Source organism: Lacrimispora sp., assembly GCF_046972725.1.
Lineage (GTDB): Bacteria > Bacillota > Clostridia > Lachnospirales > Lachnospiraceae > Lacrimispora.
In genome coordinates this window covers 1,488,042-1,501,102 of the sequence record NZ_JBKVXF010000001.1, presented here as the reverse complement: position 1 = coordinate 1,501,102, position 13,061 = coordinate 1,488,042, and the positions used below count along the sequence as shown (strand labels likewise).

Annotated in this window: 12 protein-coding genes and 1 tRNA gene; 4 read left to right on the top strand and 9 right to left on the bottom strand. The window is 37.7% G+C overall.

Translation table 11 applies throughout. The features are described 5' to 3' along the window. Nucleotides 1-12 precede the first annotated feature (12 nt). The 7 genes from ACLTWA_RS07095 to ACLTWA_RS07065 all read right to left on the bottom strand — a co-directional run bounded on the left by ACLTWA_RS07095 (nucleotide 13) and on the right by ACLTWA_RS07065 (nucleotide 7,822). On the bottom strand, nucleotides 13-768 hold the full coding sequence (locus ACLTWA_RS07095; RefSeq protein WP_412326908.1) for an aminoglycoside adenylyltransferase domain-containing protein: 756 nt from the start codon (nucleotides 766-768) through the stop codon (nucleotides 13-15). A gap of 147 nt (nucleotides 769-915) precedes the next feature. Beyond that, on the bottom strand, nucleotides 916-1,281 hold the full coding sequence (locus tag ACLTWA_RS07090; protein ID WP_412326907.1) for a GNAT family N-acetyltransferase: 366 nt from the start codon (nucleotides 1,279-1,281) through the stop codon (nucleotides 916-918). A gap of 105 nt (nucleotides 1,282-1,386) precedes the next feature. Beyond that, a complete protein-coding gene (locus ACLTWA_RS07085) occupies nucleotides 1,387-2,082 on the bottom strand; it encodes a DinB family protein (protein WP_412326906.1) in 696 nt (231 codons plus the stop codon). A 319-nt stretch (nucleotides 2,083-2,401) separates the two neighbouring features. After that, complete coding sequence (locus tag ACLTWA_RS07080; RefSeq protein ID WP_412326904.1) at nucleotides 2,402-6,145, bottom strand: ATP-binding protein; 3,744 nt, start codon at nucleotides 6,143-6,145, stop codon at nucleotides 2,402-2,404. A 103-nt stretch (nucleotides 6,146-6,248) separates the two neighbouring features. After that, nucleotides 6,249-6,836: a KilA-N domain-containing protein gene (locus tag ACLTWA_RS07075; RefSeq protein WP_412326903.1), complete on the bottom strand. Its 588-nt coding sequence runs from the start codon at nucleotides 6,834-6,836 to the stop codon at nucleotides 6,249-6,251. 61 nt (nucleotides 6,837-6,897) lie between these two features. After that, complete coding sequence (locus ACLTWA_RS07070) at nucleotides 6,898-7,530, bottom strand: recombinase zinc beta ribbon domain-containing protein (protein ID WP_412326902.1); 633 nt, start codon at nucleotides 7,528-7,530, stop codon at nucleotides 6,898-6,900. Between the two features lie 206 nt (nucleotides 7,531-7,736). Beyond that, a tRNA-Ser gene (locus ACLTWA_RS07065) sits at nucleotides 7,737-7,822 on the bottom strand. Nucleotides 7,823-8,148: 326 nt separating this feature from the next. Here ACLTWA_RS07065 and ACLTWA_RS07060 point away from each other — a divergent pair. From ACLTWA_RS07060 to ACLTWA_RS07045, 4 genes are all read left to right on the top strand, one after another. Continuing rightward, the gene (locus ACLTWA_RS07060) at nucleotides 8,149-8,370 is read left to right on the top strand and encodes an HPr family phosphocarrier protein (protein ID WP_412326901.1); all 222 of its coding nucleotides are present in this window, start codon (nucleotides 8,149-8,151) and stop codon (nucleotides 8,368-8,370) included. 170 nt (nucleotides 8,371-8,540) lie between these two features. Further along, nucleotides 8,541-10,124 (top strand): ClC family H(+)/Cl(-) exchange transporter, encoded by a 1,584-nt coding sequence (locus ACLTWA_RS07055; protein ID WP_412326900.1) that lies wholly within the window; start codon nucleotides 8,541-8,543, stop codon nucleotides 10,122-10,124. 83 nt (nucleotides 10,125-10,207) lie between these two features. Further along, nucleotides 10,208-10,936, top strand: a complete 729-nt coding sequence (locus tag ACLTWA_RS07050) for an N-acetylmuramoyl-L-alanine amidase family protein (protein ID WP_412326898.1) — start codon at nucleotides 10,208-10,210, stop codon at nucleotides 10,934-10,936. 152 nt (nucleotides 10,937-11,088) lie between these two features. Further along, on the top strand, nucleotides 11,089-11,637 hold the full coding sequence (locus ACLTWA_RS07045; protein WP_412326897.1) for a cysteine hydrolase family protein: 549 nt from the start codon (nucleotides 11,089-11,091) through the stop codon (nucleotides 11,635-11,637). Here the strand turns inward: ACLTWA_RS07045 and ACLTWA_RS07040 are convergent. Together ACLTWA_RS07040 and ACLTWA_RS07035 are read right to left on the bottom strand one after the other, a co-directional pair. After that, entirely contained in the window at nucleotides 11,625-12,047 is a 423-nt protein-coding gene (locus tag ACLTWA_RS07040) for a C-GCAxxG-C-C family protein (protein WP_412326896.1), read from the bottom strand. The two genes, ACLTWA_RS07045 and ACLTWA_RS07040, sit on opposite strands and share 13 nt — an antisense overlap. A gap of 41 nt (nucleotides 12,048-12,088) precedes the next feature. Further along, the gene (locus tag ACLTWA_RS07035) at nucleotides 12,089-12,865 is read right to left on the bottom strand and encodes a hypothetical protein (protein ID WP_412327195.1); all 777 of its coding nucleotides are present in this window, start codon (nucleotides 12,863-12,865) and stop codon (nucleotides 12,089-12,091) included. Between the last annotated feature and the right edge of the window lie 196 nt (nucleotides 12,866-13,061).

Here is a 13,061-nt window from a genome sequence, read left to right as displayed (position 1 = left end):
AGATTTGTGTGATTACTGTTTAAATATAAGGCTATTCATATAATCACAAAACTCATATAGAAGCTCCTTATCTAAAATAACGGTTTTGTCCGAGAGGTAATTATTAAGAGTGGATTGGATCAATTCTGTAAAACGGGCTGGCAGATGCGTTGCTCCCCATAATCCTCCTTGCTCTTTTGACAAAATCAAATTTTCAGTAAGATATGCTAGTACGCGGCATAGATTAAGAATAATATAAGTAGGATTCTCATAAACTGCATCTTTTGCATTTTTTACATCGGCTTTTATGCTGTCAATATAATATTCTTTTGGAATATCTGCAAATAAGTTATTGATCTCTTCCCCGTATAAAGCGATGCCAAATTTCTTGATTACCGTAAAATGTGCGGCCAAATCCCTATCGGTTCCATTCATTGTTTCACAGTATGTTTTTAAATCCTCTTGACACTTCTTTAAGTGCGCATTTGAAAAGTGCAGATCAAAGGGTGTTGGATATACAAAGCGTTTGCATACCGCAAGTCTCACAACGCTCATTTCGAACCCCTTTTGAGGAGCAGTGCAGGATAATTCAAGTAAAATTTTTATTGCTTTCTCTTTTTCTTCAAGGGTTGGTTCATTCCTTACTACTACCAGAAAATCAATGTCGCTTTTATTGGGGTTAAAGCAGCCAAACGCAATAGAACCGTGGATATAGATACCAACCAAGTTGCTTTTAAAAATACGATTGTATTCCTCTGAAATTCTAAACAAAATTCTTTGACATTCCAATACCGCTTCCCCAGTCTTAATATGTTATTGGAATTATCTTATCACATTCTTTATAAATAAAAAAGACATAACTTCCCCTTGGCAGGAAAGCTGTCTTCTTGCAATAACAGTGCAAAAAATATTTTTGGTTTCAAATGCAGATTATACTTATAAGGTGAGGGTGGGATAGAATCTGTAATAATTGAAATCATACCGCTTACCCTCTACATGCACCAACAACGTTCTTTTATCAATAAACCGATAACCGCAACGTTCTAAAACTTTCAGCGACTTAATATTATCCACTCCGGCCGTTCCAATCAAATATGGAATTGTATAATTTTCAAAAACCCACTTTGTCACAGCGTTTACTGCTTCAGTCGCATATCCATATCCTATGTGCTCCGGCAGTAATTCGTAAAATATTTCAGGCTCATGTAAATCATCGTGTTTCCCAGCTCCAACTGTTCCATACAATTCACCTGTTTTCTTATCAAATATACCAAGAGAAATTAAGTCGTTTACAATATCCATATTTACGTACTGAGCAATTGAAAGCTGTGTCTTCTTGTGGTAACAGTAGAAAAAAGATTTCTGAGCGGTCAGAGCATGATATATCATTTTATCTAAAACGAAAATTTAGCTTAGATAAAAAGTTTTTTTAGTCCTAAAAAATTGTTTCCATTTATAACAGTCATTTATATGTAGCATGACATGGCGTGTTGGCGGCATCAGCAAAATGCCCGCAATATCCTTTTTAGCCCAATAATCCAATAGCCATATCGATTTCTCCTGGCTTGTTACGCCGCCATCCCTCAGAATTTTCTCTAACCCCTGAGAAGATACTTTCCGCTTCATATCTTCCGGTTTTAATTTTTTTACGATCTGCCTTGTTCTTTTACCAACTTCATTTCTGTAATGCAATACTTCTTGCATAATAAGGTTTTTACTCAAACTTATAATTTCATCATCGGATAAAGCATTTCCCGTATCGGTAATTGGGGCATTCATTTTTTGTTTCAATTTATCAGTAAACAGCTGGTTCTCATTTGCCACTAAAATAGACATTGTCAAGTCTTCAATTCTCGCGATATGCCAAATTACCCATGCGATTGTTTCGTCTTTCACTGTTGGCATGATCGCATACTCGTTATGGCTCAAATCATTGATAAGATTGTCTACTTCGTTTTGCTCTGTACCGGATATTTCTGATAAATGCAGTTTTGCGTGGAGCATTAAAAAAAGATTTTTGGACTGCTCAATTTTATCTGCCTTGCGTATGATCTGATTCAGCTCTTTGTGTATTTCGCTTAACCCTTCTCCAAAATATTTCATGCATCCACCTCCCCGATAGATTTCTATTTGTCATTTGTCCGTACGGTGTAGCAAACTTTGAATCCACGAATCCAAAATAGCACTTTTTACTATATAATAAAAGACATAACTTTCCCTTAGTGAAAGTTATGTCTTTCTGGGATAACAGTGGGAAAAAGATTTATCACTCTTGAAGGCATTTCTTATAAATTGGGATTAAACTCTGTTTTATGACTGCAGAGAATAAACATAATGAGCAACCCGTTCCGAGCAATAGTCCTGTCTAATATAAATAATGGGAAGTTAAACTCGACTACAGATACCTGATGTGAATTGTGGCTCATCCTCTCAAAATTTCTTCAATTTGTTCAGATTCAATTTGCTTTTTTAAATAGTCAATTTTTGTTTTGACATAATTCTTATGTTTTATCCACTTTAAGCCTATCAAACTTGGAAGTAACGATTCAAGAAATTCAATCCAAGCAGAATATATAGGGACGGCACTCCCTGACCAACTCCATGAAGTAGGAGTTAAAGGGATTCTTTCAAAGTTTTCAAATAACTGATTGTTTTCAAGAAATAGCCAAACATATTCTTTTTTTCTATCAATGCTTAACTTAGAGATGACCGAAAACAGGCAACGCATTTTTGTTGTATCGGCAGAGAACATTTGAATACAGTGTTTTATCCATTCATCTTGTTTTTTCAACAAGTTTTGTTTATTCTGAACGGGTAATAATAAAGATTCTAAAAAATATGGCACAGATATCGTAGGAAACTGACATTTTTCTATTAACTGTTCAAAAATCTTATTGTAAATTTCCAAGAAGCCATTCAGTTCAAAAAAGCAGCGATGCTGTTCTTGATAATCACCAAAAGAGCCATTACCCTTATTAATTAAATAATCTATATACTTGTCCAACATAGATGGTTTAACCGAATAAATCTCTTTTAAAAATTTGCCATTATAATCATGATGGTTATCGCATGACCACATTGCACAATAAATTTCTTCAAGCAATTCCAAGTTGCCATTGAATTTTTGGATAACTGTCTGTGGGGTATTATGTATGTGATTAAATAGCAAATCAAAATAAATATGTACCATAAAAGGAGCGTATTTCATCTTGGTTAAAATGATTCTACACCCTTTTATTAAAACATCTTTATCTACAACACTGTACTTCTCAAAAAAATCCACATCACGTAATGATGATGAAGTAATAACTCCATCAGAGGTATCTGCCAGAAAGTCATAAAGTTTCTGTAGATGTTCTTCTGTAATTAACTCTGATGGTAATTCGTGATAATATGCATACAACCACGCATTTTTTTGGTTATATGCACTGCTAATAATTAAACGAAGAACTTCCGAATCGGGCAACAAGGAAAAAAGAACACTTATCAAGCGATATGGGTTCAAATTGTTTGGCGTATCTTTTTCTATGTAATACTTAATTGCACCAACATAATAATCTTCTTTAAGAGAAATGGAATTAAAGGCAATGTCTAACCCCTTTCCAATTTTCCAAGCAGTATGACCATCAAGGTCATCAGTATCATGGCAAACATCAATTAACTGCTGGAACATTACTAAGTCACAATTGGAAACGTACTGCTCAATTGCTTGACGTTTTAAGTTTTCCAGTTCTTTGTAATCGATTTCTTCTGTGTAATCTGGTCCTTTGAGAAGATTATATAGCCGAAAGGCTTCTCCTTCAAAATATTCAGCAAATAATGCGTCACATGAAATGTTAATGCGGGTAAAAACTCTTGATAAACTACCTGCTAAAAGGCAATTGCGTAATTCATTTGTCGGAAAATATGATTCCAAAATACATTTAATATATATCAAGTCAAATTCTAAAACTGGAAGGCTTATTTCCTCAATCGTACCGCCATAAGAATCAAGAACGTATCTGATCTTTTCTTTATACTTATCGATTTTGCAAAGAGCAGACAAGGATTGCCAAATGAGCTTTCGATATCTTTCAACACCTTCAGATGTAACTAATGGGATTTGATATATAGTAAATGTGTGTTTTCGTCCCCCCTCCGTTGGGGAAAAATGTAATTTCAAGAATTCTTTTGCTACTTCTAAAAAAAGAATGACAACAGCTTCTTGTTTCCAATCATCTGAATATTCTTTTATCTTCTCAAAAAAAGTTATTTGTGTATAAAACCCATAGCACATAGAGTCTTTTTTTATACCAAAGTATTGATTAACTGCGTGATAAAATTGCATATACAAATCCGGGCGTTTTAAATAATACTGAAAAAATAAATCTAATGCCGTTGGAAAATCAGTCATATCTGCAAATCCGCCCAAAATTTCGATAACATCATTCGTTACGTTCTGATAGTTCTTTCCTTTTTCAGTATCAATATCCGAACTTTCAATAACTACACTTTCTTCAAACTCAACTTTATCTTGTAAAATCAAAAGTGCTTCGGTGGGACTAACACGAAAAAACACTTTGACAAATTCAAAGAAGTATGGAGATTCTTCTTGTGCCAATTCATCCCACAATATTTTAATTTCCTTCTCGACAAAACAGATGAGATCTTCATTCCTGAAAACATTAAGCAGGGTGTTAATGGATGTGATTGTTCGCTCCTTATAGCTTTGAAAACAGGCTTTAATCATCGCTGACAGGCTGATTAACTTTTTATCGAAGAAAACATATTTAAGCAAATAATTGGACAGACATTGCTCAGAAAAGCGAATAGCTTTATCATTGCAAATATCAACAATTTCTTGTTCATGAAGTTTACGAATATTTTCAATAAAACTATCCCGGCATAATCCTTTTTCCTGTAAAATTGGTAAGAACGAATCAATATGTTCTAAATGTATTGCTTCCAAAAAGGCAACTATACCAGCAGTTATACACATATTATTATCAATAAGCAATTGATATTTTTCTAATGAAGAGCCATAATAATCTTCATACAATTGTGATACATCATTAATAGAGTCCAAACGGTTTGAACGACAGGCCACTTTCCCTGCAAGTATGGCAATTCGTGCATTTCCCTCTGCGATTCTTATGATTCTTTCTTGATAATCTGAATTGGTAATGCCTAATGCGGTTTCAAGCAACTTCTTAATTTCATCATCTGTGAAAGCGATGATATTAACACTTTCATACAAAGCGATTTCCCGAACATCGTTTATCACTTTTTGAAGTGCATAATCTCGCACCGTAATAAGTATTTTTACATTATACCCTTCGGGTTTCCTGGTTGTATAGCGAACAATGTGCTGTAGTCCTGACAATTGATTTGCATCATCAATAAAAAGAAAATATTTCCCCGGACTATCTATGAAAAGCCTCAAGTCTTCATATATTGGCAAAGCATTACTATGAATACAGTAAAACTTTTCATTATGAGTATCTGAGTAATTTTTCGCATAATGCAAAGCCAATCGAGTTTTTCCTGTGCCCGCCGCACCACTTAGTATTACAATATCAACTTTTTGATAAGCTTCATTGATATTTTCAATTTCTTTATCTCTAAACAAAAATTTAGTGTCAATTGGTGCCGCCATTCTGTTCGAGTTATAATCCTTAACAAAATCATCACACGATTGAATTTGGTCAGTGCTTATTGATATTCCCAAAAAATCTCGAGCAATGATGTGATGAAAAAGATATAAATCTTCTGCAAGTTTGTCAATCCCTACAACTGTAAGCTTAATACCAGTATCTTCACATAAAGTTTTTACTTCATCATCTTGTGAAGGTGTAATGTTGGATGAAGTATGGCAATAAATGATTTCAGAAATTTTATCATGAGTAATGCCTGTTTTTGATGTATCCAGACATTTTACAAGGTCATCCTTAATTTTTGTAAAAAGACTTGCCTTTTGAGTTGTATATTCTACGAAAATATACTTTCCATCTAATGTATTAAAATAAGTGTCAGGTGTACCAGAAGTGGTTTTTCGTGTTCCTGCTTCTCCACCAAGAGAAACTATATTAGGATAGCCAATTTTATATAAATATGAATCGCAAAGATTTTGAAACGAGCCTGCATCCAACTGGAGTATTTTTTGTTTAATACTTTCAATATTAGCCATAATGCCACCTCTACTTCTCCGATTTAATTAGTGTATTTAAAATCCTGTTTGTACGCATCTTAACCGCAACTCTGCACTAGCTTTGGTCACATAGGCTAGTGATTCATCCCAACTCAAGCTGATAACCTCTAAACCTTTTTACCATCTCAAGCATAACCTCTGGAAACAGCCAAGCTCGAAATGCTTCTGCTATTTCTGGATGAGCCATTGTTCCGCCATTCTTGCCTGCTTTTGACTCGATGCCTGCTGCCTTAGTAGCACTAATCCATATCTTTGGCGTTAGGGTGGCGCTGCTTGTCCGGATGGTTTGAATGAGCTTTTCACACTCATCATCAAGAAAATTTGGATTAAACCTTTTCTCCCATAATCTTAAATATTCAATGGTATTGCTGCTACGCAGCCAACTTTGAACAAGATATCCTGGGGATTTGCTATTTTTTTCGCGTGCAATATTTGTAAGTGAAACATAAGGGCTGTGTCCGCAATTTGCGTTAATCATCTTTTCTCCAATAGAGGACAGATGTGAGCCGGGGACATCCAACAGATTCAGTTGTTCAAAGAGATAATCAGACATATAGTCGGCGTGCTCTTGTGTAAAGATTCCTTTCTCAACAAGGCGCTTTAGAACCTTTTCCTGCGATATCCTATATGTCCAAATTGCTTCAGCACGCCGTTTTTCAGCTTCAGTCATACCGCTCACCTCAATTCTACTTATACGAATATTATATCAAGATGAGCGTAACTTGCATAGATTAATATTCCAAAATATGCCTCATTTCGTGTTTATAGTCTATTTCTAAACTACCATCATGTCGAATAAGGATTCTCTCAATCGAGCTTCTGATAACTTCTTCATCCCATCCCGCTATATTAAGTGTAATGCAAATATGTTCCTTGATTGTAGTTTCACTGATAGACGGTTCGTTTTTACAGCCCTTCTTTCCATGCTCGACTTTATTGGCACAGCGCCAGACCACCTCACCGGAAGGGCGGGTGATGCGCCGATAATAAGCGCCGCATTCCGCACAAACTAAAAGGCCACTCAGTACATTATGTGAACTGTACCGAGTGGCCTTCCTCTGGTTAGTATCTTCATCTATGTTGCTGCGGTTTCCCTTGTCAACTTGAACGGCGAAGTAATCCTCGAAGCTGATGATATAGCCAATATACTTAGAGTTGGACAAAAGCTTGCTGATTGCCGGTCGCGTCCATCTTTCCTGCCCAGTGGGTGAGGGGATTCCTTGCACAAAGAGAAAATCAACGATGCCGCCAAGGCTATCGCCATTTGAATATCGATGAAAGATTGCTTGTACTACCTCTGCCGGCTTAGGGTCTACAAAGAGATCATCCTGCTTCTGAACAAAACCATATGGAATATATGCCATGATTCTCATCTCTCCTTCTTGAATTATAAAAGTCATGTATATTAAGATTTGAATTAAAGAAAGCACCAAAAGTCAAATATACGTGACTTTTGGTGCTTATATTTTGGTTTGATATTGGCTCCAATCCTGAATTTCGCATTACTTTCCTTATAAAATAGCAACAGACCTGTCTTTTGCTTCTGCGAAAAACAGGTCTGTTTACTTGACGGAGAAGGTGGGATTCGAACCCACGTGCCCTTGCGGACAACCGCATTTCGAGTGCGGCTCGTTATGACCACTTCGATACTTCTCCATGTAGGTAATATGCAATTCTAAATATTTGTCACATGATTTCAAGTGCGGCCCGTTATGACCACTTCCATATGCTTCCAATTATTTATCACCTGCACATAAAAAATACATCGTCCATCATATAAAAAGCACGAACGATACGATTATACACGATAATAGCAGTTTTGGGTAGTAGTTTTCATAAAAAAATTGTTTTTCCCCGAATAAGCATCTGTCCTGTGGAAATAATAGGGATGAATATAAAAATGTACATATTATATATAAATAATCCAATTATTATAAAATGAAAATTTGAAAACAAAGGTGATTATGAGAAGAGGTGCCTTAATGCAGAATATGAAATACACATTTTCTACCGTAGAAGAGTTGGTCGCATTTGTGGGAAGAGCGGAAAAATGCAATTTTGAAATAGATGTTATTTATAACCAATTGGTCATAGACGGGAAGTCCCTGATTGGAATCTTGATCATTGGAATCGGCAGGCAGGTGGAAATCGTATGCCATAATAAAGATGCCTGTCCGGAAAATCTGGTGGGGCTTGCTGCGTAACAGGCAGTACATCATTTCAAAAAAAGTCAGTCTTGTTTAATTTATAAAAGCAAGACCGGCTTTTTTTTCGTTTTTTTACTTTTTCTTGCAAACTTTGCTTATAAGGAATATAATTTTAAGTTGTTTGCAGGCAATACAGCAAAGCAATGAGTAAAGTAGGAGGATTAGATATGCAGACGGAAGAACATTCCATAAAAAACACCATTCATCGTTTCCACAGTTTTCGTTACGCATTGATATTTGAAGGGATCGTTACGGGAGCTATTTCTGGAGCCGTGGTGGTATTTTTCCGGTATTTATTGACCTATGCGGATGAGATGCTGCAGTCAATATTGACTTATGGGAAAAATCATATATGGGTAATCCCTGTATGTTTTGCCTTTTTGGCGGTGGCTGCCATAATGGTGGCCGGACTTTTAAAGTGGGAATCCTTAATATCGGGAAGCGGAATTCCCCAGGTGGAAGGAGAAATGATCGGAGAACTGGACCCTTGTTGGTGGAAAGTACTTTTGGCAAAGCTTGGCGGAGGACTTTTGTCCATTGGTTCCGGCCTGTCCCTGGGAAGAGAAGGTCCAAGCATTCAGCTTGGGGCCATGGCAGCCAAAGGCTTTTCTCGGATAACCAAAAGGGCAAGAACAGAAGAAAAACTTCTCATCACCTGCGGGGCCAGTGCAGGTCTATCTGCCGCATTTAATGCGCCCATTGCCGGAGTGCTGTTTTCCCTGGAAGAAATTCATAAACACTTTTCGCCGGAAATTCTTTTATCTACAATGGCTTCCTCTATTACCGCAGACTTTGTTTCCAGAAATGTTTTTGGATTAAAGCCTGTCTTTGACTTTCAGATTACTCAAATGATGCCTTTACATGCCTACGGTCATGTGATTTTATTTGGTGTGATTCTTGGAGGAATGGGGATTGTCTACAATACCTGTCTTTCAAAAACACAGGATTTATTTCAAAAAATCCCCTATCCGTCCGGCCGGCTTTTGATTCCGTTTTTACTGGCTGGTGTATTTGGCTTTACCTATCCATATGTACTGGGGGGCGGTCATCCTCTGGTGGAAAATCTGACCACTCAACAGATGATGGCAGGAACCCTGTGCCTTCTTTTTGTTTTAAAGTTTGGTTTTTCCATGATTAGTTTTAGTTCCGGAGCACCGGGGGGAATATTTCTGCCGCTGCTGGTTCTGGGGGCGGTGATCGGAAATATTTATTACAGTACGGTCAATCAGGTGACCGGCTCCCTGAATGGGCTTTTGGATAATTTTATCATACTGGGAATGGCTGGTTATTTTTCTGCCATTGTCCGGGCGCCCATTACGGGAATTATCTTAATCAGTGAAATGACAGGAAGTTTTTCACATTTGCTTACACTTTCAATGGTGTCACTGGTTGCCTATGTGATTCCTGACATGGTTCATTGTGCGCCGGTCTACGACCAGCTTCTTCACCGTCTTCTTTCAAAATTGGATCCTGAGAGAAAAAATGCTCCATCCGGACGGAAGGTTCTGGTGGAAGGTATGATTTTTCATGGAAGTGAAGCAGAGGGACGGAGAGTTTCAGAAATCTGCTGGCCGGAGACCTGTCTTTTAGTGTCACTCCTACGAGGAGATGCGGAATGTGTTCCAAGAGGGGATACGACCCTGGCAGCTGGAGATAAGATCGTGATACTCTGCGATGAAACGGCTCAGAAGAAGCTTCATGATGTTTTGCAGGATGTGTGTGAAACAGTGAAAATAGAATCTAAAGTCTGAATGTATCTGTAATCCTGAATTTTGGTTGACTTTCTCCTGTAAATTGACTTAAACTTAAAAAAAGCAAATCAGGAGTTTCAAATATGAAAAATCAGACGAATGAAAGCTTCGATGAACTGGAAAGGCGCCGCCGCGTCAGAGAGCGCCGCAGGAAGCAGAAGAAAAAACAAAAGCAAAAACAAGTGATATACATAGGGGGAAAGGTCCTGATCCTGGCGGCGGTTCTGACTGTAGTGTTATTTGTTGTAAATAATGTGTTCCAGAAAAATTATGTAGATGTAAGGGCTGTAAATATGCCAGAGTGGGTAAACCAGGAATTTATAACTCCCAATCCATACTCAAGACCAGGAACAGAACTAAAGCAGATCAATCAGATCGTGATTCATTATGTGGCCAATCCGGGAACTACTGCCAGACAGAACATGGCTTATTTTGACAGCTTAAAGGATCAGACAGGAGAGAAGAAGATATCGGCCAGCAGCCATTTTATCATCGGACTTGATGGGGAGATCATTCAGGGAATTCCTTTGTATGAGATGGCATATGCAACTTCAAAGGAAAAGAATGTGGATACAATTTCCATAGAATGCTGCCACCCTGATGAGACCGGAAAGTTTAACGATCATACATATGATTCTTTAGTCAAATTCACCGCCTGGCTGTGTCAGAATTTGAAACTGACGGAAAAGGATGTAATCAGGCACTATGATGCTACCGGTAAAGATTGTCCCCGCTATTTTGTAGCTCATGAAGATGAATGGAAAAAGTTTTTACAAGATGTAAAAGAGGCAAGAAAAAAAGAAATTAAATAAAGCGTGGAATTTAAAGATCCTCCATAAGAGGTTTCCAAAATCGGTCTTTGGATTTTGTAACAAAGATACTGGAAATGGAAACAGACTTATGCGGGGATTTTTTATGGCTTCTTATGGAAAGTATGATTTTATGAGACAATGGAGGGGAAAATATGGTTTTATTAGTTGTAGATACACAAAAATTACTTGTAAATGATCAGCTCTATAACGCCAGGTGCTTAATAAAGAATATAAAGGATCTGATCAGGAAAGCAAGAGAAAGAAATCTTGAGATTATATATGTCGTTCATGACGATGGAGTTAAAGGCGCTCTGACGCAGGGAAAAGAAGGCTTTGAGATTTTTGAAGATTTTAAGCCTTCCGGAAAGGAAAAGATATTTATTAAGAATGTAAACAGTTCTTTTCGAGGAACCGGTTTACTAAAATATTTAAAAAATAAAAATGAAAATGACATTATTGTCGTTGGTCTTCAGACGGATAAATGCATCGATGCTACCATAAAATCTGGATTTGAGCATGGATTTCATATGATCGTGCCAAAAGGCACGAATTCGACTATTGATAATAAGTATTTAAGTGCTGAGGAAAGTTATAAATATTATAATGAATTTATCTGGAATGGAAGATATGCAGATTGCATTCCGATTGATGAGGTCATGGAAATATTAAATAATATCTCCCAGGCCAGTCAATCCTTATAAAGCTCTGCTTCAATAATCCTTACCGCGTCTGCAATGCAGTCGTTGCAGGAACGGAGTACAGTTCCGGTTTCAATTCCCTTTAAATCCTTGCAGATCACACTGCCGTTTTGTTCCTTAAACGCCTCTAAGCATTGTTTGGACATCTGGTAGGATAGTTTCTTTGAATCCGGTTTTTCCAGATGGGCGGAGCTGTTTTTTAAGCCGGATAAAATGGAAGCGGCACCGATTGCCCCGCAGGTCCCTTCCATGCCCCCCATTCCAAGTCCCATTCCTTCGGTGATGCGGAACATGGTTTCTTCATCGATTCCGGTTTTATCACAGAATACGCAGGAAACGGCCTGTGCACAGTTGTAGCCCTGTTCGTGTTTTTTTAAAGCCTCTTTGACTCTTTTTGATGTTGTGTCTGTCATGTGAATATTCCTCCTTTAAAATAATCTTAAAAATCCCCTGCTTATAACACCGTCCGGTCAGACCGAAGATGGACCCGGTTGAAAATGCTGTGAAATAGAAAGCCTCCGAAACAGGTGGCAATTAAGTAGACCCCATTGCCGGCCGGTATGCCATATTGTAACGCAATTTCATGAAAAACGATCTGTGCAGAAGGATAATAAGGGGATATATAGAACATATCGGCCTGACCCAAAGGCTTTGCTGTTCTGTTTATTATAGAAGCAATGATGCAGCAAATCAAAAACAGAGGAAGTGTCCGGGCAAATCCCTTAAGAGATACGTCTGAATAACGGGAGAAGGCGATGACCAGTGCAATGTAAATCAGCAGCAGGTGCCAGATCAGCCCGTGGAGCGTTAAGAACCAGTAAGGGTGGAAAAGCCCGGAAGGCTCTGCCAGTGCCATAATGCCGCCCAGAAGGTTAAAATCCTGCATAAAGGTACACAATATGGTTTTGTTGCTTTTTCCGGGTGTAAAGGGAATGATCAGGCAGAAATACATGGGAAGGCTGCATAGCTGAAATGGAAAGTACCACCAGTTGTAGGTCTGTTCATTTACTACATAATATAGAAACAGCTGCTTCCATACTTCTGTGGCGGCAAGCACCACCCCGCAGAAAAACAGCAGGAGCGGGAGCTTCCTGTTATTTATGCTCCTGTTTGTATAATAAGCCAGCAGAACCACGGTTATAAGCCCTATGGCAACAAACAGGATATGAAACAGGGAATAAGGAACCGGCGGATTCATGGGCCATGCGGTTTTCTCAAGGAATTCCTTCATCAATCATTACCTTCATTTCATTGTTTGCTTCTAATTTGAGTTATATTATATAGGATTGGATAAAAACATGCAAGATAAATGAAAGTCTGTGTAAAATTAAGCGTTTTCTTCTGATGAAGTACTTGATTAATTCCGAAAATACTATATAATGTATAACTGATACTTGATTTTATAATTATGCAAATTCGTGCATATA